Source organism: Aeromonas sp. QDB20, assembly GCF_027707805.1.
Classification (GTDB): Bacteria; Pseudomonadota; Gammaproteobacteria; order Enterobacterales; family Aeromonadaceae; genus Aeromonas; species Aeromonas dhakensis.
In genome coordinates, this window is sequence record NZ_JAPCJC010000008.1 from 154,663 (window position 1) to 175,717 (window position 21,055).

The window sequence follows — 21,055 nt, forward strand, 5'->3', positions numbered from 1 at the left end:
CATCTTGTTAAAAATGCTGATGATCAACATAGTGCTGGTCTGCAGTATCCAGACATTTCTCCTTTTTGGTCAATGAGCTAAGCACAAATGGGTGAACTGGAGCGAGGAAATGAAAAGTAACAGCGAGTATGCTGACGGCACCGGGAGTCCGTCTGCAGGCCACCACTGGCCGTCGCCCACCGCGAAAGGAGTGTCAACCTTGCGTCATTGTCTGCTGCCTCTGGCCCTGACGGGCCTGCTCAGTGCCTGCCAGCCGCAGGCCCCCGCTACCGCCCTCGGCACCCTGGAGCGGGATCGGGTGCTGCTCACCGCCACCGCCGGCGAGATCATCCGCGCCCTGCCGGTGGCGGAGGGCAGCCGGGTGGAGGAGGGCACCCTGCTGGCCCGCCTCGATGACAGGCGCCAGCAGGCGGTGCTGGCCCAGGCGCGGGCGCGGGAGGCCCAGGCACGGGCCGCCCTCGCCAGGTTGACCAATGGCGAGCGGCCGGAAGACATCGCCGCCGCCAGGGCCAGCCTCGACAAGGCGCAGGCCGCCGTCAGGGAGAGCGAGCGCAACTTCGAGCGCGTCGACCGGCTGGTGCGCCAGAAGCTGGTGAGCCCGGCGGATCTCGACAAGGCCCGTGCCCAGCGCGACAGCGCCCTGGCCGAGCAGGATGGCGCACATCAGCAGCTCGACAAGCTGACGCGGGGCGTGCGGCGCGAAGATATCGACGAGGCGCAGGCCGCCCTGCAGGCCGCCACCGCCGAGGTGGCGCTGGCCGAACGGGAGCTGGCGGATCTCTCTATCGTCGCCACCCGTAGCGGCCGGCTCGACAGCTTGCCCTATCACCTCGGCGAGCGGGTGGCGGTCGGTGCCGTGCTGGCTGCGATCCAGGCGGACCAGGCCCCCTATGCCCGGGTCTATGTGCCCGAGCCCTCCCTCGCCGGCTATGGCGTCGGCAATTCTGTATTGGTACGAGTGGACGGGGTGGCCGAGCCCTTCACCGGCCGGCTGCGCTGGATCTCGAAAGAGCCGGCCTTCACCCCCTACTACGCCCTCAACGAGCGGGATCGGGCCCGGCTGGTCTACCTGGCGGAGATCGATCTGCCGGCGACGGCGCAGGATCTGCCGAGCGGTCTGCCGCTGCAGGCCGAGCCCGCCGGTGCAGGGGCCGGCCATGAGTGAGCTGGCGATCCGGGCAGAGGGAGTTAGCCGCCGTTTCGGCCAGTTTCTGGCGGTGGACGGGCTGGATCTCTGCGTGCCCAAGGGGCAGATCCACGGCTTTCTCGGCCCCAACGGCTGCGGCAAGTCCACCACCCTGCGCATGCTGACCGGCCTGCTCACCCCTTCGGCGGGGGAGGTGGAGGTGCTGGGGCTGAGCATCCCCCGCGAGGCCGAGACCCTGCGCCGGCGGATCGGCTACATGACCCAGAAGTTCTCCCTCTATGACGAGCTGACCGCCTGGGAGAACCTGGAGTTCATGGGGCGGATCCACGGCATGGGCGGCGCCGGGCTGGCCGCCCGCCTGCACGAGCTGCTCGCCACCTATGAGCTGGCGCCGCTGGCACGGCAGCGGGCCGGTGCCATGAGCGGCGGCCAGAAGCAGCGGCTGGCGCTGGCGGCGGCGGTGATCCACCAGCCGGCGCTGCTGCTGCTCGATGAACCCACCTCGGCGGTGGACCCGCAGAACCGGCGCGATTTCTGGGAGAAGCTGTTCGACCTGAGCGAAGGGGGTACCACCATTCTGGTCACCACCCACTACATGGACGAGGCGGAACGCTGCCACCAGCTGGCCATCATGGAGGCGGGCCGGGTGCGGGCCCAGGGGGCGCCACAGGTGTTGATGGATGCCATGAGCACCCGGGTGGTGGAGGTGCAGGCTGCCGATCTGCGGCTGCTCAAGCAGCAACTGGTGCAGCTGGCACCGGTGCGCTCCGCCGCCCAGCTCGGCCAGCGCCTGCGGGTGCTGGTGGACAAGGCGCTGGCGGAGCCGGTGGACTGGTTGCAGCAGGCCTGTCCGGCGCTGGCTGGCGCCAGCCTGGCGCTGGTCAGGCCGAGCCTCGAGGATGTATTCGTCAGCTGCACCGGTCAGGAGCCGAGGGCATGAACGGCTGGCAAGGGCTTTGGGCCATGACCCGGCCAGTACTTCGCCAGCCTGCAGGAGCGAATCGATGAACAATCTGCGACGGCTCTGGGCCATTACCCAGAAAGAACTGCGCCAGCTGGCCAGAGACAGGCTGACCTTTGGTGCGGTGGCGGTGATGATCCCGGTGGGGGGGAATCGATGAACAGTCTGCGACGGCTCTGGGCCATCACTCAGAAAGAACTCAGGCAATTGGCACGGGACCGACTGACCTTTGGTGCGGTGGCGGTGATGATCCCGGTGGGGGGGAATCGATGAGCAGTCTGCGACGGCTCTGGGCCATTACCCAGAAAGAACTGCGCCAGCTGGCCAGAGACAGACTGACCTTTGGCATGGTGGTGATGATCCCGTTGATCCAGCTGCTGCTGTTCGGCTACGCCATCAACACCGACGTACGCCAGATCCCGGTGGGACTGGTCGACATGAGCCAGAGTGTGCCGGGCCGGCTGCTGGTGGAGGCGGTGAAGGCGAGCCAGGTGGTGCACATCAAGCAGCAATATGTCGGGGTGCAGCAGGCCGAGGCGGCGTTGACCCGGGGTGAGGTGCGCGCGGTGCTGGTACTGCCCGCCGATCTGAGTCGTCGGCTCAGCGCCGGCGAGACGGCGGGCCAGTGGCTGGTGGATGGCTCGGACACCATGATCGCCGGCGCCCTGCTCGGCCTTCGCAATATGCCGCTCTCGGATCTGAGGCCCGACCTCAAGCCGGTACCGCCCACCTTCGAGACCGTGCTCTACTTCAACCCGGCGCGCCGCTCGGCGGTCAACATAGTGCCCGGTCTGCTCGGGGTGATCCTCACCATGACCATGATCATGTTCACCTCGGCGGCCATAGTGCGGGAGCGGGAGCGCGGCAATCTGGAGCTGCTCATCACCACCCCGGTCAGCTCGATGGAGCTGATGCTGGGCAAGATCCTGCCCTATATCGGGGTGGGGCTGATCCAGGTGGCCATCATCCTTGGCCTCGGCCACTTCATCTTCGCGGTGCCCATCAACGGCGCCCTGAGCCAGGTGCTGCTGGCGACCCTGCTGTTCATCGCCGCCAGCCTGACCCTGGGGCTGCTCATCTCTACCCTGGCGCAGACCCAGTTGCAGGCGATGCAGATGACGGTGTTCATCCTGCTGCCCTCGATCCTGTTGTCGGGCTTCATGTTCCCCTACGAGGGGATGCCGCTGCCGGCCCAGTGGATTGCCGAGGTGCTGCCGGCCACCCACTTCATGCGGCTGATCCGGGGCATAGTGCTGCGCGGTGGCGAGCTTTCCGAGCTGCTGCCGGACGTGCTCTGGCTGGCGGGTTTCACCCTGCTGGTGCTGACCCTGGCCGCCCATCGCTTCAAGAAGAGTCTGGATTGATGCCCCGCGAGGAGTGAGAGCCTGGCTGCTGGCTGCTGGCTGCTGGCTGCTGGCTGCTGGCTGCTGGCTGTTAACGGCTGGCGGTGCGGGTCAGGGTGCGGTAGTCGCCGAGCACCGGCAGCCCCAGCAGGTGGCGGCGCAGCATGTCGAGGGCGGCGAAGGCGAGGATCCGGCGGCCGCTGTCGGGATCCGGGTGGCTGACCTTGAGGGTCTGGCCGTGCAGTTGCCCGTCGGCGCAGAGCAGCAGCGGCACGCCGTCCGGGCCTGCCCGGCCCAGGGTCAGGCTCAAAGGGGCCGCAGGCGCCGCCAGTTGCATCAGGTCATCGCTCAGGGTGTGGCTGAAGCCGGCCGCCAGGGCCGGGTGCTCGTGACACATGGCCAGCAGGGCGCCCCGGCTCTCCCCCTCCAGCAGCGTCAGCGTTCTCTCTCCCAACAGATCCAGGATCTGCCGTGCCGGCTCCTCGTCTCCCCGTCCCACCAGCCAGGGCTCGATGGCCGTGAGCAGCCGTGCCTCGGCGGCGTCCATGTCCGCCGTGCTGGCGCCGTGGCCGATGAGCTTGAGCTCGATGAGGGGCATGGAGGAGCGGTAGCCCAGCTCGATGCCGGCGGGCCAGGGGGCGGCATCCAGCATGTCGCTGAGGGCCGACTCCGAGACGCCAAACGTGTAGAAGCGGCGCAGCTCGGTGTCACTCTCTGCACCGGCCAGCGCCTTGAGGCGCGGCAAGATCTGTTCGCGCACCATCTGCTTGAACTCGAACGGCACGCCCGGGGTGAAGAAGAGCCGGCTTGGGCCCGCCTGCACCAGGAAGCCGCAGGCGGTGCCCACCGGGTTGTCGAGGATCTCGCACCCCTGCGGCAGCCAGGCCTGCTTGGCGTTGCTGGCGGGCATGGGCCGGCCACGGCTGGCGTAGCGCGCTTCGATAGTGGCGAGCCAGTCAGGGTACAGGGTGAGCGGCTGGTCAAAGGCCTCGGCGGCGGCCTGGGCGGTGAGGTCGTCGGCGGTGGGGCCGAGCCCGCCGCACACCAGCACCACCTCGGCGCGGGCGGCACTCTCTTGCAGCACGGCTTTCAAATCGTTGAGGTTGTCCCCCACGGTGACGCGGCGGCGCACCTGCCAGCCCTGCTCCAGCAGGAGGGCGCTGAGCCAGGCGGCGTTGGTGTCCACCACCAGGCCCGTCACTATCTCGTCGCCGGTGCTGATGATTTCGATGCGCATGAAAGGCTCCTCGGGGCTGGCGGTGGGGTTGGGGTGGCCACCTGGGTGGCCGGCTCCATCAGGGCTTGTTGTGTTCGAAGTAGTAGCTGATGCGGGTGCGCGGGTTGAGGTACTCAAACACCGCTGGCGGCAGTCGCTTGGGGTGGATCACCTTGGCGATGGAGAGCTCGGCCTGCTGCAGGTCGATGATGGCGGCCTCCTGGCGCGGAATGCGCGGATCGTACACCAGCACCGAGGGGTAGAGCAGGCGAGAGGTGTTGACCGACATCACCAGCCCCACCTGACCGTTGGAGAGCTGCACCACGCTGCCCGGCGGGTAGATCCCCATCAGCCGGATCAGCATGCCGAGGTAGTCCGGGTTGAACTGGGCCTTGCGCTGCTTGTAGAGACCGCTCAGGGCCGAGTAGGGCACTTTGGCCTGCATGTGGCAGAGGTTATCGTACTCGTTGATCAGCGACACAATCTGGGTCAGCGGGTCGAGCTGCCCCTTCTTGAGCCCCTCCGGCCCGCTGCCGTCCAGGTATTCGTGGTGGTGCAGCACTATCCCCTTCGCCTCGGCCGGGAAGTCCTTGGCCAGGTTGAGCAGATCCAGCCCGTAGCGCGGGTGCTGGGCCATCAGGTTGCGCTCGGGCTTGGTCAGCGGCTCGGTCTTGCGCAGGATCTGGCTCGGGATCTTCAGCTTGCCGATGTCGTGGAACAGGGCCCCCATGCCGACCCGGCGGATTTCGTCGGCCGACATGTTGCACTCCTTGGCCAGCAGCATGCTGAGCACGCTGACGTTGAGGGAGTGGAAGTAGAGGTTGTTGCCATCCTCGCTATCGGAGACCAGGTGCAGCACCATCTCGTCCACCGACAGCAACTGCTCGGTCATGGCGTTGATCAGCTCCTGCGCCTCGCCGATGGCGTTGAGGGGGCGGGACTGGATCTTGCCCATCACGTTGCGCACCTGGGCCAGCGACTGCTGGAACTGCTTCTCGCACTGCTGCAGGTCGCGGCGATACTGCTGCAACTGCTCGATGCGGCGCTCCTTCTCCTGCTGCATCTCGGCCTGACGCTGGGCCGTGTCTGGCGCCTCCTGCGGCTGGGCCTGAACCTGGTTCAGCGGCTTGGGCGGGGCATCGCTCTTGTCCGGAATGATGGTGACGAGCTTGAGACCGAGCCGGCGAATGAGCTCGATCTCCTCTTCGTTCTTGAGTTTGAAGCTGGAAAACAGGAAGGGGTGTTCGCGCCAGCCAAGTGGCAGAGAGACGTAATTGCCGACTTGCAGCCGGTCTACTGAAATCTTGATACCTGTCATTGTCTTGGATGCGAGAGACACATTGAGCCGTATGCTAGTCAAAGGTGGGGGTGAATACAAAAGGTATCTGATGACAGGGTAGTCGCTTTATTATAGGCTTCTGGATGTCCAGACATATTTACCGATGCAGTACAGGGAGTAAGCATGCCGATCAAGATCCCGGATCAGTTACCCGCCGCCGAAGTGCTGGGGCAGGAGAATATCTTCGTGATGACGGAGTCTCGGGCCGTCACCCAGAACATTCGCCCGCTGCGGGTGCTCATCCTCAACCTGATGCCCAAGAAGATAGAGACCGAGATCCAGCTGATGCGGATGCTCTCCAACTCGCCGTTGCAGGTGGACGTGGATCTGCTGCGCATCGACGATCGAGAGTCGAAGAACACCCCCCAGGCACACCTGGAAAACTTCTATCACGACTTCGAACAGGTGCGGGGCAACAACTACGACGGCATGATCATCACGGGGGCGCCGCTCGGGCTGGTGGAGTTCGAGGAGGTGGTCTATTGGCCGCGTGTCGTCGAGATCATCGAGTGGTCCCATCAGCACGTCACCTCCACCCTGTTCCTCTGCTGGGCGGTGCAGGCGGCACTGAAGGCCCTGTACGGCATGGAGAAGCAGACCCACGGCGAGAAACTCTCCGGGGTCTATCGTCACCACAGGCTCGATGAACACGAGCCGCTGCTGCGCGGTTTCGACGATGAGTTCGTGGCGCCTCACTCCCGTTATGCGGCCTTTGACGGAGATCTTATCCGCGCCAACACCGATCTGCAGATTTTTGCCGAATCGGCAGAGGCGGGGGTCTATCTGGCGGCCACCAAGGATTGTCGCCAGGTGTTCGTCACCGGCCATCCCGAATACGATGCGCTGACCCTGGATGGCGAGTATCAGCGGGATCTGGCCGCCGGGCTTGAGCCCGTCATTCCGGTCAACTACTACCCGAACAACGACCCGATCCAGACCCCGCGCGCCAGCTGGCGCAGCCACGGCCACCTGCTGTTTGCCAACTGGCTCAACTACTACGTCTACCAGCTCACCAGCTATCGGGTGGAGGATATCGGCAAGGTCTTCACCTACGACCAGGGTGGCAAGTAATCAGGCGTACTGCTCCAGCCGCTCGGCCAGCTGGTCGAGCCATTGGCGGTGGCAGGCCAGGGTGAACGCCTTGGGTCTGTGAGCCTTGATGGAGGCCATCGCCTCCTGTCGGGGCTGGCCCAGGCTCATCATCAGAGCCGCTGCCACCAGCCCGGTGCGACCGCTGCCGCCCTTGCAGTGGATGGCCAGGTGCTGCCCCTCGCGCAGCAGGGCCAGCAGCTGTGGCAGCGTCTGTTGCCAGGCGAGCTCGAAGGTGGCGTCGGGGGCCTGGTCATCCTCGATGGGCAGGTGAAACCAGCGCAATCCCTCGCGCTCGACCGCCTCGCCAAGGTGGGCCAGCTCGAGGCGGGCCAGTTCGGCGTCAGTCATCAGCGTGATGACGGCGCGGGCGCCGGCCAGCCTGAGCTGATCGAGGGCCAGCGGCAACGCAACCTGCTGGGTGCCGGGGCAGGGGGTCAGCAGCAGCTGGCCGTCGAGGCGCGGCACCTCCTGGCTCCAGAAGGGGTGGGAGGGGTGCATAAAGCTCCTTATGAAGCCAGTGGCTGCGGGCGTGAGCCGGGTTTTGAGTGCGCCAAAGCATAGGGGGCGCGGCCCCGATGTCAATCTGCGTTGTGTTCAGCCCGGTTTACGGGCAGAGTCTAAAAAATTGAGCGGTTCAAGGAGTAAAGATGAGAAACCTGGATCAACTGGATTTGGATATCCTGGCCCATCTGTTTCGCGATGCGGGCATGACCAACAAGGATCTGGCCGCGCTGGTCGGGGTGGCACCGTCCACCTGTCTGGAGCGGGTGCGCAAGCTGCAGCAGGATGGGGTGCTCAAGGGCGCCCACTGCGAGGTGGATTACCAGGCCCTCGGCGGTCACATCCAGGCCATGGTGTCGTTGCAGCTGGCCCGCCACAGCCGCCAGATCATCGATGCGTTTCGCGATGCCATCCTGGCGCTGCCCGAGGTGATCAGCCTGTTCCACATGGGCGGCAAGGATGATTTCCTGGTGCATCTGTGCGTCTCTGACACCGAACACCTGCGCAACTTCGTGTTCGATCACTTCACCTCCCGCGAGGAGGTGGTGCATCTGGAGACCTCGCTGGTGTTCGAGCACAAGTTCAGCCGCTCGCTGCCCTGCTTCCTCAACACCTGATGCCCCGCCTGTCTCCTACAAAAAACCCGCCAATCGGCGGGTTTTGTTTTTATGGCGCTCAGTTCAGCACGGTGCGGGTGTCCGGCGCCGTCCGGTAGAGCCCCTGCTGGTAGGCGAGGCTGCCCCAAAGCGCGAGGCCGAGGGCCGCGTCCTTCATGGTGGCCGGCTGTGGCGCCGGGGTGAGCGTCTCTGTCGCATCCTCATAGATGAAGCCTTCCGGCGCCCGCTCCGGCTGCAGGATCACCACGTCCTTGCCGCGCATCAGGGCGAAGTTCTTGTCGTACTGCATGATGGCGCGGCCCGGCCAGTCGGCGGGCATGCGGGTCAGATCCTTGCCGAGCATGGGGTAGTCGGCGCTGATCCCCATCAGGGAGAGCAGGGTCGGTGCCATGTCGATCTGGCTGACGATGCGGGGATCCTGTCTCGGCGCTATGCCGTCACCCACGATCACCCCCGGAATGTGGAAGCGGGGGATGGGCACCAGGCTGGCGCCGCTGACCCGGCTGTCGTGATCGGCGATGACCAGGAACAGGGTGTCCTGCCAGTAGTCCGACCGCTTCGCCTTCTTGAAGAACTCGCCGATGGCGTAGTCCGCATACTTGGCGGCGTTGTTGCGGGTCTGCTTGGGCTGCTCATAGAGGGCGATGCGATCGTCGGGAAACTCGAACGGATCGTGGTTGCTCGAGCTGAACACCAGGCTGAAGAAGGGTTTGCCCTGTTTGTGCAGGGCCTGGAAGGTCTGGTTGGCCTTGGCCATCAGATCTTCGTCAGAGGCGCCCCAGGAGCCCTCGAACACCGGGTTCTTGAAGTCCTTCTGCTCGACTATGGTGGTGAAGCCGTTGCCGAGGAAGAAGCTGCGCATGTTGTCGAAGTGGCTCTCGCCGCCGTAGATGAAGCTGGTGTCGTAGCCCCGCTGTTTGAGCAGATCGGCGATGGTGAAGAAGTTGGTCTGGCTCTTGCCAAGCTTGACCACGGCCTGGGCCGGGGTCGGCGTGAAGCCGGTCAGCACCGCCTCGATGCCGCGCACCGAACGGGTGCCGGTGGCGTAGAGTTGCTCGAACGCCCAACCCTGTTTCGACAAGGCATCGATGTTGGGGGTGAGCGGCAGGCCGCCGAGGGAGCCGACGAACTGGGCGCCCAGGCTCTCCTGCAGCAGGATCACCAGGTTCTTCGGCTTGCCGCCGTAGCTGGCCTCGTTGAAGGTCTGGCTGGGCAGGGTGTCGGAGCTGAACTCATGGGATTCGCGGCCGCTCTCCTGGCGTACCAGGTCCAGGATGCGTTGGCGGGGCAGCTCACCGTAGAACTGGCTGGCATCCTCCTCGGCCCGCATCTGCTTGATGGCGAAGAAGAGGGAGTAGGAGGAGTTGACGGTGAGCGCATTGACCAGGGGATCGCTGGCAAATGCCACCATGGCCGGGTTGAGGGCGCGGTGGCCCAGGCTGGAGCGGGCACCGAGAAAACCGATGGCCAGGATCAGCAGGGCAAACGCCGGACGCAGATACCAGCGCGGGAAGCTGATGCCGCGCAAAAGACGGCCGCTCAGCCACCAGCCGCCCGCCAGCACGGCGCAACTGAACACCATCGCCAGCAGCAGCTCGCCCTTGCGGCCGGCCCACAGCATGGCGAACACCTCTTTGGGATAGATGAGGTACTCCACGTAGAGGCGGTTGGGGCGTACCCCGTACTCGGTCACGAAGGAGGGGGTGGAGATCTCCAGGAAGAGCAGCAGCCAGAGCCCCAGGGTCAGCCAGACCCGGATGAACTGCAGCCAGGCACGGCCCACGGCATGGGGGCCGGCCAGCAGCAGGGTGAATACGGCGGGCACGCCCCATAGCCAGCAGAGAGTGGCGAAGTCGACCCGCACTCCCTGCAGCAGCATCTCCTGCCAGCCGGCGACGGCGTCGACCCGCTCCAGTTGCCAGAGGCCGAGGGCGAGCCGGCTGATGGAGAGAGAGACGAGCGCGATCAATGAAAAAACGGCGATGGGCCAAAACGGTCCCAGCCATCGTCTGATAGTGGTCATTGTTGTTCCTACAAGCCTGTTTGCACCCGTCCACGGGCGCATTGTTTTTATATTGCAGGGTTATGACAGTGGTGGCGGGCAAAGGTTGCGTCGGGATCGTGCGAAAGCGCAACTTTTGGCACGTTTTATGATATTTCTGTGATGGCGGACAAGGGTTGTAGACAGCAGAAACGACTGGAAAAACTGTGATCCTGCCTGCAAAGCGAGGGCGGGGGCTTATCTATAATGGCGCCGATTTTTCTCAATCGGAGCCGAAGGGATGCCGGTCTTTATCGATGTGGAATATTTGCAGGGGTGGAGCCTGTTCGTGGTGCTCTCGGACGGTACCACGGGGGCGCTGGATCTCGCCCCCTGGCGCACCCAGCCGCTGTTCGCGGCGCTGGATTCGGAGCGGCGCTTCGCCCGGGTCTTCATCAATCGTCACCATCAGCTGGAGTGGCCCGCCGGCTGCATCCTGTCGGCTCACGAGGTCTATCACCTGATCAAGCCCATCGACGAGCGGGAGGCCTTCAGCTAACTCCCTGTTTTTGTGAGCCATCACAAGATTACTGTAACGGGAATGTTTGAGCGTTTGCCTTCCTCACCCAATTTGGGTAAAACCTGCGCAACATTTTGCCAACCCTGGCCTGGTTTCGCTTCTCAGGGCTTGCCGCCATCGTGCCGCAGGCCTTTTTTGCAGCCTGACGGCAAACCTTCCAGCAACTGAATGGTTTGGCGATTGGAATTAAAACAACAACATAAACAGAGAGATAAGGAAAGAGTATGGCTTGTCATATGCGCACCCCGCTGGCCCTGCTGGTGGGTGGCCTCGCCTGTCACGGCGCCGCCGGTCAGGAGGCCGTCCAGCAACTGGAACCCATGGTGGTGGTCGCCAGTCGCCCCGCCAGTACCCTGGAGGTGACCCTGGATCCAAAAAAACCGGGCTCCCCCATGCCGGCGGCCGACGGCGCCGGTTACCTCAAGAACGTCACCGGCATGAGCATGGTGCGCAAGGGGGGTCTGGGTGGCGATCCCGTGCTGCGGGGGATGGGCATGTCCCGCCTCAACGTGCAGATGGATGGCGGCATGCTGGCCGGTGGCTGCGGCGGCCGGATGGATCCACCCACTGCCTACGTCTTTCCCCAGTCCTTCGACCGGATCCGGGTGCTGAAGGGGCCGCAATCCCTCGAGCAGGGGGCCACGCTGGCGGGGACCGTGCTGTTCGAGCGGGACAGGCCCGAGTTCACCGCCCCCGGCGTCAAGGCCGAGGCGTCGGCGCTCTATGGCAGCTTCGGGCGCGACGACCAGATGCTGGACGCCACGGTAGGGACGCCGCAGGGCTATCTGCGCGGCCAGTTCACCCACTCCGACAGCGATGACTATCGCGACGGCCACGGCGACAAGGTGCGCTCCTTCTACCGGCGCGAGAACGGCACCGCCCAGCTCGGCTGGACGCCCAGCGAGCACACCTGGCTCGAACTCACCGCCGAGCGCAGCAACGCCCGCGCCGCCTATGCGGATCGCACCATGGACGGCCCCATGTTCGATCGGGAGTCTTTCGGCCTCAAGCTCAGGCAGGAGCAGATCACCACCCACTGGCAGCGCAGCGAGCTGACCCTGTGGGACAACGACATCGACCACATCATGGACAACTTCAGCCTGCGGCCGAACAGCGGCATGAAGATGCTCTCCAACCCGGATCGGCGCAACACCGGCGGGCGCTGGGCCAACGACATCACCCTGCCGGCCGACTGGCTGCTGACCGCCGGGTTCGATACCAACCGGGATCAGCACAGGGCCCGCAGCGGGGTGGACTACGCCAGCCAGCCGCGCCAGCGCACCCTGCGTTTCGAGCAGCAGGGGGGCTTTGCCGAGCTGGGCCGTCAGCAGGGGGCCCACAGCTACAAGGGGGGCTACCGGCAGGACAGGGTCGAGACCACCCGGTACGGCGCGGGGGATCAGACTCTCTACAGCGATACCCTGACCCTGGACAGCGGCTTTGGCCGCTACGAATACCAGTGGTCGCCGGCCTGGTCGAGCTACCTGGCCTGGGGTCAGGCCAAGCGGGCGCCGGACTACTGGGAGCGCAGCAAGGACAGCGTGCCCTTCACCCTCAACCCCGAGCGCAGCCGCCAGTGGGATGCTGGGCTGGCCCTGCGCAGCCGCGATCTGGATCTGACCCTCTCCCTGTTCAGCGCCGACATTCAGGACTATCTGCTCTACAACAACAAGTCGAACAAGGTGCGCAACATCGACGCCCAGACCCGCGGCGGCGAGCTGGAGGGGCGCTGGCAGTTTGCCGAACAGTGGCGCCTCGATGGCGGCCTGGCGGTGGTCTATGGCGAAAACCGCAGTGACAACAAGCCGCTGGCCCAGATGCCGCCCCTCGATGGCAAGCTGGCGCTCGGCTGGCAGCCGGCCGAGGCGTGGAACCTGACCCTGCTGGGCCGCGCCGTGGCCGCCCAGGAGCGGGTCGATGTGGGTTCCGGCACCGTAGCCGGCCAGGATCAGGGGGAGACCCCGGGCTTCTTCACCATGAACCTGAGCGCCGCCTGGCAGTTCCACCCGGGCTGGCAGCTGTCGGCCGGGGTGGACAACCTGTTCGACACCTTCTACTACGAGCACCTCTCCAAGTCGGTGCACGCCAGTCAGGCCGGGCTGGGCTACGAGCAGGTGGGGCGCATTCCGGAGCCGGGCCGTGCCTACTGGCTCTCCCTCAGCTATCGCTTCGCCTCGGCCGGCGTGCTCTGAGCGGGGATTAGCTAACCGGCTGAATCGGGTAACGTTTTCAGTCACAGACCCGTGCGGGCTGGGTCGCTATCATGGCCCCAGTGCGACGCTTTGGGCGTCGATACCACCACAGCGGGAACATAACAATGAAACAAGGAACGTTGCGTCGTGGCGGCCTCATCGGGGCCGCCCTGTTACTGACGGCTTGCGGCAGCGGAGGCGGGAGCGGCTCCAGCAAGCCCCAGCCCCCGGTCACCAACCCGCCGCCGGCCACCGCCAGCCGCGCCTGCTACGGCAATGATCAGCCGGCCTGCAACCTGCGCACCTACCAGGTGATGGTGGAGTCCTTCGTCGACGGCGACGGCAGCACCAACTACGGTGTCGGCTACGGCCCCTCCCAGCACAACGGCGATCTGCAGGGGATTATCGACAGCCTGGATCACATCAAGAGCCTCAACGTCAACGCCATCTGGCTGACCCCGGTGTTCGACTCCTGCGCGGGGCAAGGCGGTGACGACAAGCTGGATGCCACCGGCTACTTCGCCTGCGACTTCTTCAACGTGGACCCCAACTTCGGCAGCAACGCCCAGCTTAAAAAATTGGTGGACGGGGCGCATCAGCGCGGTCTCTACGTCTTCCTAGACGGGGTGTTCGGTCACGTCAACAAGGTGGGGGTGAGCAAGCCCTCCCCCGAGGGGCGGCTGCCCGCCCTCAAGAGTGGCGGCGCCGGCTACCCGGGCCAGCTGGTGGATTACAGCCAGCCAGAGAGCCTGGCCTACTTCAAGGAGGTGGCCCGCTACTGGGTCGAGCAGTACGGCATCGACGGCTGGCGCCTCGATCAGGCCTATCAGCTCGATCTTGACGACTGGCGCGCCATTCGCAGCGAGGTGGAGCGGGCCAGCGCGGCGCGCAAGGCCGCCGGCCAGCAGTGGGGCACCCTCGGCTATATGGTCGGGGAAGTGTGGAAAGGGGCCGACGAGATCCGCGCCCAGGCGTACGGGCCGAGCGACAATCCGGTGCTCTCCTCGGCGTTCGACTTCCCGCTGCGCTACGGCCTGGTGCAGGCGCTGGCGGTGGAGGAGTCCGGCAAGGGGGGGCAGGGGGCCAGCGTGCTCGATGCCAGCTGGAACAAGGTGGAGAACTACCCGGACCACGCCATGCCCAACCTGATGCTGGGCAACCACGATCTGGTGCGCTTCGGTGATCTGCTGGAGCGCGGCAACTTCAATCCGGCGGATTACTGGCAGCGCCACAAGGCGGCCTTCAGCTTCCTGGCGGCACGCTCCGGCCCCATCACCCTCTACTACGGCGAGGAGTTTGGCGACGAGGTGCCTGGCTTTGCCAATCAGGTGGGCGGCGACTGCGCCGCGCAGGGGCTCTGTGACGATCACGTGGCCCGCAGCGATGGCAAGGTGCCCGGCGTCACCGGCTTCGTGCCGAGCAGCGAGCAGGGCGAGCTGAAACAGTGGCTCAGCCAGCTGCTGGCCCTGCGCGCCGCCCACCCCGCCCTCTATCAGGGGGAACGGGTCAAGCTGGTGGCCGAGGGCAGCGTCTATGGTGACATCAAGCAGACGGCGGCGGAGCAAGTAGTCTACCTGCTCAACGTCTCCACCACGCCCCAGAGCTATGCGGTGCCGGCCAGCAAGCTGCGCAGTGGCAGCGCCCTGGTGGATCTGCAGAGCGGCGAGCGCCTGGCCATCGGCGGCAGCAGCGTGACGGTGGACTTGCCGCCGCTCACCGGCCGCTTCCTGCTGGTGCGCTGAGGCTGGTAAACAACAAGGGCTCCGTGATGGAGCCCTTGTTCATTGGGACGTTACTTCTCGATGCCGCTGCCGAGCTCGTCCTGATGGGGGGTGGCCTGACTGTTGCCATTGCCGTGCCGCCAGCTCTCCAGCCGGTTGTGCACCCCGCGACGCAGGCCTTTGAAGCTGGTCTCTAGGTAGTCCACCCCCACCAGGATGGAGAGGGTGACGCCGGTGAGCAGCAGCGCCTGGTGCAGCATCTGCATGCCGATGAGGGCGCCGAGGGCCGCCAGCATCCAGACGGTGGCGGCGGAGGTGACTCCCAGTACCTGGCCATCCCGGGTCATCATCACCCCGGCGCCGAGAAAGCCGATGCCGGTGATGAGCTGGCCCAGTACCCGCGCCTGATCGGCGCTCTGAGGGCTGACGGCGGCACCGATGGCGAGAAAACAGTAGGTGCCGAGGATGATGAGCGAGGAGGTGCGGATGCCGACCGGTTTGCCGCGCAGCTGCCGCTCCAGCCCCACCAGGGTGCCGCACACCAGACAGACCAGGATGTTCTCCCAGCCAAGGGGCGCTATGTCCCACCAATCAGTCGTCATCATATCCACCTCTGCTCTCGATGCTTGTTATCCGGCCGCGCTCTGCCCCCGGTTTTCCAGCCGCTGGCGGAAGGCCCGGGCGAGGCGCTCGTAGAGGTCCTTTGCCTCTCTGTCCTCAATATCGCCACGTATCCAGGGATTGTCGATGATTTCCAGCAGCACGCAGTCACGCCCCTGCTGGCGCAGATCGACCCCGAACAGGCCGTTGCCGAGCTGATGGACGGCGCGGCGGGCGGTCTGCAACACCCGCTCCGGCACCTCGTTGAGCGGCAACGCCTCGATGCGGCTCATGTCGAGGGGGTGTTTGCGGCGGCGGATGCGATTGCCGGGCTCGGGGCGGAAGCGGCGGCAGGCAAACAGCGGCGAGCCGTCGAGAAAGCCGATGCGCCAGTCAAACTCGGCGGGGATCCGGCTTTGCACCAGCAGCAAGGCGGAGCGCCCCAGCCCTTCGTCCAGCAGGCGAGCCAGCTGCTGCTCGTCGCTGGCCATAGCCAGATCGCGCCCCTGCGCCCCGTCGGGTACCTTCACCATCAGCGGCAGGCCGAGCCGCTGCACCAGCTCGTCCACGTGGTGGCGGCCGCGGCGGGTCACCACCATGGTGGGCGGCATGGGCACGCCGCTGCGCACCATCAGCTCGTAGAGGTAGAGCTTGTTGCTGCAGGCTAGGATGGCGCGGGAGCTGTCGATCACCGGCATCTTGAGCTGCTCGGCGCGGCGGGCAAATTCGAAGGTGTAGTGGCCGACCGCGGTCTCGGAGCGCAGCCAGAGGGTGTCGAACTCCGGCAGCCGCTCGATGGCGGACGGCGCCAGGATCTCGGCCCGGATCCCCTGGGCCGCGGCCGCCTGGACGAAGCGATCCAGCGCCAGCGCATCGCTGCTGGCACGGCCGTCGTTGGGGTCGACCAGGATGGCGAGCTGGTAGAGCGGCGCCGCCTGCTCCTCGTCGCCGGTGCCCACCAGCGCCTGGGCGTGGTGCAGCATCAGCGTCTGCTCGCTTGGGCTCAGTGCCAGCGGCGACAGGCTCTGCTGCTGGCGCACCGACCAGCCGTGGCGGCCGCGCTTGAGGGTCAGCTCCTGCAGCGGCAGCTGGCTGAGGCCGTAGTAGTAGCGGGCCAGCCCCGCCAGCTCGCTCTGCTCGCACTGGCCGAAGATGGCGCGCACCCGGATCCTGTCCTCGCTCTGCTGGGCCAGCCAGCCCTGCAGCTTGCGCCACAGCTTGGCCGGCGGCTGCTGGGGTTGCAGCTGGCTGATGGCCTGCAGGCCCGGCAGGCAGTGATGACCGCGGGCCTGGGCCAGCAGCGAGCAGTAGTAGCCGGCACTGAGGTGCTCCAGATTGCGGCAGAGGTTGATGATGCGGGGGCGGCCGCCGGTGGTGGGCACCCCGTGTTGCAGGTAGGTGCGGGCGGTCAGCAGATAATCGGCATGGCAAGGCCAGTCGCCCAGCTCTTCGACGATGACGTAGGTACTCATTTTTTCGGCTCCACAGATGAAACTGCCTTAAGCGGCAGGATCCCCAGTGGGCTTCGATGCACCGACAAGCACGACAATGGCGCGAGGGGAAACAAGAGGTTACAGTGCCTAATATGCCGCCTTGGTAACTTGTGATACAAGTCGCATTTTTGGTGATGAAGATAAATAACCGAACAAGGATTCCCCGTGTTGACCGTGCGCGCGGCCCGGACCGATGATCTGGGCGCCATCGTTAAGCTGGAACGCTACTGTTTTCCCCCCGAAGTCGCCTTTGGCCGCAGCCGCTGGCACTATCTGCTGACCCAGGCCAAGGGGCGCACCCTGCTGGTGCTGGACCAGCAGGAGCAGCTGATGGGCTACCTCTGTTTGCTGGAGCACAGGGGCTGGGATCGGCTGATCATCCAGACCCTCGCCATCCGCTGGACCATCCGCCGCCAGGGCTGGGCTCGCCGCCTGCTGGAGCAGGTGATCCGGGAGGGCAAAGAGGCCGGCTGGGGGGCGATCCGGCTGGAGGTGGGCGATGCCAATGAAGAGGCGCAGGCGCTCTATCGCGGGCTGGGTTTTCGGCCAAGGCAGAAGCTGCTGGATTATTATGGCCACGGTCAGCATGCCCACCGGCTGGTGCTGAAGCTGGCCGGAGAGAGGAGAGAAGAGGAGAGGGGATGAGCTGCGACAACTGCCTCGCCACCGCCATCAGGGCCAAGCTGGGGCGCTGCCCGGTCTGCGCCGGCCAGACCTTCGCCATCGGCCTGGTAGGCTGGCTGGTCTGGTGGTGGTGTGGCGCCGACACCTCGGTCAATGCCCTCACCGGCCTGCTGTTCGCGTTGGGGGGATCGGGCCTGTTTTTGCTCCACCTGCTGGTGTTCATCTGGCGCAAGGCGAGCGGGCGTGAATTGAGCGACGAATAGATCAGATTGATTTCAAACAGATAAATAACAATAGCGCTGTAGAAATGGAGGTTCAGATGATTGCAATGGTAACGGGCGCCTCGTCCGGTTTTGGTGAATCCATCAGCCGTCAGCTGGTGCAGGCAGGCTACAAGGTGATCGGTACCGGTCGCCGCGGCGAACGGCTGGCCACCCTGGCCGACGAGCTGGGCGCCCAGTTCCTGCCGCTGGTGTTCGACGTGCAGGACAAGGCGGCCACCCGCGCCGCCATCGACGGGCTGGCGGTCGAGTGGCGCGAGGTGGATCTGCTGGTCAACAACGCCGGGCTGGCGCTGGGGCTGGAGCCGGCCCACAAGGCAGACCTTGAGGACTGGGAGCAGATGATCGCCACCAACATCAGCGGCCTGACCCTGCTCACCCGCCTGTTGCTGCCGGGCATGGTCGAGCGCAATCGCGGCCACGTCATCAACATCGGCTCCATCGCCGGCACCTACCCCTATCCGGGCGGCAACGTCTACGGCGCTACCAAGGCGTTCGTGAAGCAGTTCAGCCTCAACCTGCGCGCCGATCTGGCGGGCACCGCCATCCGTGTCACCAACGTGGAGCCGGGTCTGTGCGGCGGCACCGAGTTCTCCAACGTGCGCTTCCACGGTGACGACGCCAAGGCGGCCACCGTCTATCAGGGCGTGCAGGCGATCCAGCCGGAAGACATCGCCAATACCGTGCTCTGGATCAGCCAGCAGCCGGCTCACGTCAACATCAACAGCATCGAGATCATGCCGGTGGCGCAGACCTTCGGCCCGCTCCATATCAGCCGTCGCTGATGGCTGCTGCGGATGAAACAAGAGAGGCTCCCCTGGGAGCCTCTCTGTTTTGGGGCCTGTTTACAGGCTCATGATCTTCTTGAACTCCTCCGGCGAATACTTCTGCTCGGTGCGCTTGGTGAGATCCGTCATCAGCTTGTAGCGCAACTCTTTGGCCATCTGATAGCTCTTCTCCAGCTGGCTATAGGAGTAGTCGGATGCCAGCCCGATGGCGGTGGCCTTGTCGCCGGCATAGGCCTGCTTCAGGCTCTGGTCGAGCAGGGCCACCTCCTTGTAGAGCTTGCTGCTCTCCTTGCTCCAGACGCCGCGCAGCAGCGGCAGGTATTTGTCCGGATCGGCGCTGGCCAGCGCGGTCAGGCTGCGGAACTGCCAGTAGGCGGAATCATCGGAGTAGCTGTCGCTGCCGGAGCGATAGGGCAGGGGATAGGACTCCAGGGTGTTGTAGAGCGGCACCATCACGGATTCGGCCAGCACGCCGTAGCTCTGCCAGATCAATCCCTGCAGCTCTTTGGGCATCTCCTTGCGCAGCTGGATGACGTGGGATTCCAGCTGGCGATCGATGCGGATCGGCCGCTCTGCCTTGCCCGCCAGCGGCGTGCCCTCATAGGTGGCGCTCAGCAGTTTGGCGACGTCCGGCACGGCGATGGGGGCATCCGGCTTCATGAAGAGCGGATATTGCGCCTGGCGGGTTGGCTGCTTGTGAGAGGCCGTCAGCATCTTCTGGCCGAGCCACTCCCGATCCACGTTGTAGGGGTCGGCAATCACCCCGAATGCCTTGGCGAAGTTGAACTCTTTCGGGTCGGCGTTATCCAGCAGTTTGTGCTCGCGTACAAACTCCAGCAATCTGGGCGAGTGCAGCACGTCGGCGCCGTCGAGATTGACGCCGTGGATGCGCAGGCCGTTGGCCACCATGGCGTAGCTGTCGTCCGGCACCCGCACCGCGATCCAGTGGTGGCCGGAGCCGATCTCCATCAGCCAGGCCTCGTTCACATCCGCCAGATAGAGGCTGTTGCCCTCACCGGCGCCATATTGCTCCACATAGCGGCCGAGCAGCTCGACCCCCTCTTTGGCCGTCCTGGCCTGCGGCAGGATCAGGGTCGGGATGATGGCCTCGATGACCCCCTTCTCAATCAGTGGATCGGCCTTCTGGGCCTTGTCGTTGACCTCGGCGCTGGTGGTGGCCGAGATGGCGACGTTGGCCTCGTTGATGCCGCGCTCCTCGTAATACTTGCCATCCGGGTCGCTGCCGGCGGCATCCCAGTCACGGATGGCGGAGTAGGCCAAGAAGGCCTTTGGCATCGGCACTTCCAGCCCGTTACCCAGTTTCCAGATTGTGCCCTCGTTTTGCTGCGCGGGCCGGAAGGCCAGGTACTTGTTCCAGTTGTTGACGCCAAAATCCTCGTTTCTGGCGATCATCACGCTGCCATCGGCACTGGCGCCCTTGCCGACGATAAGGCCGGTACAGGCGTCGGCACTGGTGCCAAGCAGGGTGAGCAGGGTGGCGGATAGAAGACTCAAGGTGTGTTTTTTCATGGGATTGCCCGAAGCGTAACTGTGAGTGAAAGCCAGGCGGTGGGATGCAGGTCTGCCGCAGTGCGATCGGCCGCCGATACGCTGCCGGGGGATCGTGCTGCTCATGGTCGATGACGCAAACATTTCATCCATAACACTGCTTGCTGGTCGTTTTGTGCGCCGAAATTGTATGTCTCACTGGTTGTTTGTTTTGTGATCTATGAGTCGTTCCTTTGCTTTGTCTGGTAAAGCGTAAAAAAGGCAGCTATATGCACCAGAACCTGCCGATTGGGCAGCGTAGCGTCATGATTCTGACGTCTAGATGGCCATGGATCAGCTCGCAAGCCCGTACGAGCCGGGATCTGCGCCAATCTGGCAAGTTGGCCTGCAACTTGCTGGTTTTATTGCCAATGATTGGGCCTGGCGCCTCATGCCATCGAATCAGCGACCTCGTCATGCCGGATCGGCATGCAGACTGGAGCCCCCATGGATATCAAACCCTACAGCCAGCAGCTTGCCCAGAGCGCCTCCAACAACCGCGCCCTCGCCACCCTCAGCAGCGCCGACAGCGGTCAGGGAGGCGGCTGGGCAGATCTGGTCAACCTCTCCTCCCAGCGGATAACCGGCCAGGCCCAGCAGGCGCTGACCTATGAACACCTGGCCAAGAACAGCAAGCTGCCGCCGGCGCTCGACATGAGCTCCGACAAGGGGGGCGTGCTGCAGCAGCTGGTGGACAAGGTGCTCGGCTTTGATCGCAAGCAGTTCAACGAGATAGAAGAGAAGCTCAAGGCGATTGCCGACAACAAGCAGCTGAGCGCCGAGGAGCGGGCGGAGCAGAGCAAGCCGCTCAACGAACAGCGGGACGCCATGCTGCAGGATGCCATGGACCGCCTCACCGGCAAGAAGAGCAGCAAGGAAGAGAGCAAGAGCGCCTGAGCAGCGGAATGACTCGAACGGCAATCCATGGTCGGTGGGGGCAAGCCCTTGCCCCCACCGACCACAGTGAATGATCTGCCCTGCCGGCAACCCGCATCCGCGGTGCAATGTGAGGGCGGGTCTGCGTTCTTTGA

The 21,055-nt window shown here is 65.0% G+C and carries 19 protein-coding genes; 12 read left to right on the plus strand and 7 right to left on the minus strand.

Annotated features, from left to right (window positions below; genetic code table 11):
• Positions 1 to 190: 190 nt before the first annotated feature.
• The 3 genes from PG897_RS12515 to PG897_RS12525 all read left to right on the plus strand — a co-directional run bounded on the left by PG897_RS12515 (position 191) and on the right by PG897_RS12525 (position 3,472).
• A complete protein-coding gene (locus tag PG897_RS12515; protein ID WP_201882418.1) occupies positions 191 to 1,165 on the plus strand; it encodes an HlyD family secretion protein in 975 nt (324 codons plus the stop codon).
• The gene (locus tag PG897_RS12520) at positions 1,158 to 2,087 is read left to right on the plus strand and encodes an ABC transporter ATP-binding protein (protein WP_201882420.1); all 930 of its coding nucleotides are present in this window, start codon (positions 1,158 to 1,160) and stop codon (positions 2,085 to 2,087) included. The genes PG897_RS12515 and PG897_RS12520 overlap by 8 nt, the downstream gene beginning before the upstream one ends.
• A 290-nt stretch (positions 2,088 to 2,377) precedes the next feature.
• Positions 2,378 to 3,472 carry an ABC transporter permease gene (locus tag PG897_RS12525; RefSeq protein ID WP_043171512.1) on the plus strand — a complete coding sequence of 365 codons (1,095 nt, stop codon included), beginning with the start codon at positions 2,378 to 2,380 and terminating at the stop codon, positions 3,470 to 3,472.
• A gap of 70 nt (positions 3,473 to 3,542) precedes the next feature.
• Here PG897_RS12525 and PG897_RS12530 read toward each other — a convergent pair whose 3' ends face one another.
• Both PG897_RS12530 and PG897_RS12535 read right to left on the minus strand, forming a co-directional pair.
• Entirely contained in the window at positions 3,543 to 4,688 is a 1,146-nt protein-coding gene (locus PG897_RS12530) for a competence/damage-inducible protein A (RefSeq protein WP_201882422.1), read from the minus strand.
• A 58-nt stretch (positions 4,689 to 4,746) separates the two neighbouring features.
• Complete coding sequence (locus tag PG897_RS12535; protein WP_005308285.1) at positions 4,747 to 5,985, minus strand: HD-GYP domain-containing protein; 1,239 nt, start codon at positions 5,983 to 5,985, stop codon at positions 4,747 to 4,749.
• A gap of 144 nt (positions 5,986 to 6,129) precedes the next feature.
• Here PG897_RS12535 and metA point away from each other — a divergent pair, with 144 nt between their 5' ends.
• Positions 6,130 to 7,077: a homoserine O-acetyltransferase MetA gene (gene metA / locus PG897_RS12540; protein WP_043171514.1), complete on the plus strand. Its 948-nt coding sequence runs from the start codon at positions 6,130 to 6,132 to the stop codon at positions 7,075 to 7,077.
• On the opposite strand, the gene PG897_RS12545 is transcribed toward metA, so the two are convergent.
• Positions 7,078 to 7,596: a cyclin-dependent kinase inhibitor 3 family protein gene (locus PG897_RS12545; RefSeq protein WP_043171515.1), complete on the minus strand. Its 519-nt coding sequence runs from the start codon at positions 7,594 to 7,596 to the stop codon at positions 7,078 to 7,080. It lies immediately after the preceding gene.
• Positions 7,597 to 7,745: 149 nt separating this feature from the next.
• Here PG897_RS12545 and PG897_RS12550 point away from each other — a divergent pair, with 149 nt between their 5' ends.
• On the plus strand, positions 7,746 to 8,216 hold the full coding sequence (locus PG897_RS12550; RefSeq protein WP_005308292.1) for an Lrp/AsnC family transcriptional regulator: 471 nt from the start codon (positions 7,746 to 7,748) through the stop codon (positions 8,214 to 8,216).
• A 58-nt stretch (positions 8,217 to 8,274) separates the two neighbouring features.
• On the opposite strand, the gene PG897_RS12555 is transcribed toward PG897_RS12550, so the two are convergent.
• Positions 8,275 to 10,239 (minus strand): LTA synthase family protein, encoded by a 1,965-nt coding sequence (locus PG897_RS12555; protein ID WP_017787402.1) that lies wholly within the window; start codon positions 10,237 to 10,239, stop codon positions 8,275 to 8,277.
• Positions 10,240 to 10,498: 259 nt separating this feature from the next.
• Between PG897_RS12555 and PG897_RS12560 the strand changes: the two genes are divergently transcribed.
• From PG897_RS12560 to PG897_RS12570, 3 genes are all read left to right on the plus strand, one after another.
• The gene (locus PG897_RS12560) at positions 10,499 to 10,756 is read left to right on the plus strand and encodes a DUF2442 domain-containing protein (protein WP_043170974.1); all 258 of its coding nucleotides are present in this window, start codon (positions 10,499 to 10,501) and stop codon (positions 10,754 to 10,756) included.
• A gap of 245 nt (positions 10,757 to 11,001) precedes the next feature.
• Complete coding sequence (locus PG897_RS12565) at positions 11,002 to 12,969, plus strand: TonB-dependent copper receptor (protein ID WP_201882425.1); 1,968 nt, start codon at positions 11,002 to 11,004, stop codon at positions 12,967 to 12,969.
• Positions 12,970 to 13,094: 125 nt separating this feature from the next.
• On the plus strand, positions 13,095 to 14,711 hold the full coding sequence (locus PG897_RS12570; RefSeq protein ID WP_201882426.1) for an alpha-amylase family protein: 1,617 nt from the start codon (positions 13,095 to 13,097) through the stop codon (positions 14,709 to 14,711).
• A gap of 50 nt (positions 14,712 to 14,761) precedes the next feature.
• Here PG897_RS12570 and PG897_RS12575 read toward each other — a convergent pair whose 3' ends face one another.
• A complete protein-coding gene (locus PG897_RS12575; protein WP_201882427.1) occupies positions 14,762 to 15,295 on the minus strand; it encodes an MgtC/SapB family protein in 534 nt (177 codons plus the stop codon).
• A gap of 24 nt (positions 15,296 to 15,319) precedes the next feature.
• Positions 15,320 to 16,762, minus strand: a complete 1,443-nt coding sequence (locus tag PG897_RS12580; RefSeq protein ID WP_201882429.1) for a RimK family protein — start codon at positions 16,760 to 16,762, stop codon at positions 15,320 to 15,322.
• Positions 16,763 to 16,948: 186 nt separating this feature from the next.
• Between PG897_RS12580 and PG897_RS12585 the strand changes: the two genes are divergently transcribed.
• The 3 genes from PG897_RS12585 to PG897_RS12595 are packed head-to-tail and all read left to right on the plus strand — an operon-like array spanning position 16,949 to position 18,473.
• Positions 16,949 to 17,428, plus strand: a complete 480-nt coding sequence (locus PG897_RS12585) for a GNAT family N-acetyltransferase (RefSeq protein ID WP_017764600.1) — start codon at positions 16,949 to 16,951, stop codon at positions 17,426 to 17,428.
• Positions 17,425 to 17,670 carry a DUF3624 domain-containing protein gene (locus PG897_RS12590; protein ID WP_005308310.1) on the plus strand — a complete coding sequence of 82 codons (246 nt, stop codon included), beginning with the start codon at positions 17,425 to 17,427 and terminating at the stop codon, positions 17,668 to 17,670. The genes PG897_RS12585 and PG897_RS12590 overlap by 4 nt, the downstream gene beginning before the upstream one ends.
• 56 nt (positions 17,671 to 17,726) lie before the next feature.
• Positions 17,727 to 18,473, plus strand: coding sequence for an SDR family oxidoreductase (locus PG897_RS12595; protein ID WP_201882432.1), 747 nt, complete (start codon positions 17,727 to 17,729; stop codon positions 18,471 to 18,473).
• A gap of 60 nt (positions 18,474 to 18,533) precedes the next feature.
• On the opposite strand, the gene PG897_RS12600 is transcribed toward PG897_RS12595, so the two are convergent.
• Positions 18,534 to 20,006 (minus strand): C69 family dipeptidase, encoded by a 1,473-nt coding sequence (locus PG897_RS12600; RefSeq protein WP_201885223.1) that lies wholly within the window; start codon positions 20,004 to 20,006, stop codon positions 18,534 to 18,536.
• 465 nt (positions 20,007 to 20,471) lie between these two features.
• On the opposite strand from PG897_RS12600, the gene PG897_RS12605 reads away from it, so the two are divergent.
• Positions 20,472 to 20,921 carry a hypothetical protein gene (locus PG897_RS12605; protein WP_201885222.1) on the plus strand — a complete coding sequence of 150 codons (450 nt, stop codon included), beginning with the start codon at positions 20,472 to 20,474 and terminating at the stop codon, positions 20,919 to 20,921.
• The last annotated feature ends 134 nt before the right edge of the window (positions 20,922 to 21,055 follow it).

Coding starts and splice junctions, on each gene's coding strand:
- PG897_RS12520 (WP_201882420.1), top strand. CDS start 1,158: ATGAGTGAGCTGGCGATCCGGGCAGAGGGAGTTAGCCGCCGTTTCGGC.
- PG897_RS12525 (WP_043171512.1), top strand. CDS start 2,378: ATGAGCAGTCTGCGACGGCTCTGGGCCATTACCCAGAAAGAACTGCGC.
- PG897_RS12530 (WP_201882422.1), bottom strand. CDS start 4,688: ATGCGCATCGAAATCATCAGCACCGGCGACGAGATAGTGACGGGCCTG.
- PG897_RS12535 (WP_005308285.1), bottom strand. CDS start 5,985: ATGACAGGTATCAAGATTTCAGTAGACCGGCTGCAAGTCGGCAATTAC.
- metA (WP_043171514.1), top strand. CDS start 6,130: ATGCCGATCAAGATCCCGGATCAGTTACCCGCCGCCGAAGTGCTGGGG.
- PG897_RS12545 (WP_043171515.1), bottom strand. CDS start 7,596: ATGCACCCCTCCCACCCCTTCTGGAGCCAGGAGGTGCCGCGCCTCGAC.
- PG897_RS12550 (WP_005308292.1), top strand. CDS start 7,746: ATGAGAAACCTGGATCAACTGGATTTGGATATCCTGGCCCATCTGTTT.
- PG897_RS12555 (WP_017787402.1), bottom strand. CDS start 10,239: ATGACCACTATCAGACGATGGCTGGGACCGTTTTGGCCCATCGCCGTT.
- PG897_RS12560 (WP_043170974.1), top strand. CDS start 10,499: ATGCCGGTCTTTATCGATGTGGAATATTTGCAGGGGTGGAGCCTGTTC.
- PG897_RS12565 (WP_201882425.1), top strand. CDS start 11,002: ATGGCTTGTCATATGCGCACCCCGCTGGCCCTGCTGGTGGGTGGCCTC.
- PG897_RS12570 (WP_201882426.1), top strand. CDS start 13,095: ATGAAACAAGGAACGTTGCGTCGTGGCGGCCTCATCGGGGCCGCCCTG.
- PG897_RS12575 (WP_201882427.1), bottom strand. CDS start 15,295: ATGATGACGACTGATTGGTGGGACATAGCGCCCCTTGGCTGGGAGAAC.
- PG897_RS12580 (WP_201882429.1), bottom strand. CDS start 16,762: ATGAGTACCTACGTCATCGTCGAAGAGCTGGGCGACTGGCCTTGCCAT.
- PG897_RS12590 (WP_005308310.1), top strand. CDS start 17,425: ATGAGCTGCGACAACTGCCTCGCCACCGCCATCAGGGCCAAGCTGGGG.
- PG897_RS12595 (WP_201882432.1), top strand. CDS start 17,727: ATGATTGCAATGGTAACGGGCGCCTCGTCCGGTTTTGGTGAATCCATC.
- PG897_RS12600 (WP_201885223.1), bottom strand. CDS start 20,006: ATGAAAAAACACACCTTGAGTCTTCTATCCGCCACCCTGCTCACCCTG.
- PG897_RS12605 (WP_201885222.1), top strand. CDS start 20,472: ATGGATATCAAACCCTACAGCCAGCAGCTTGCCCAGAGCGCCTCCAAC.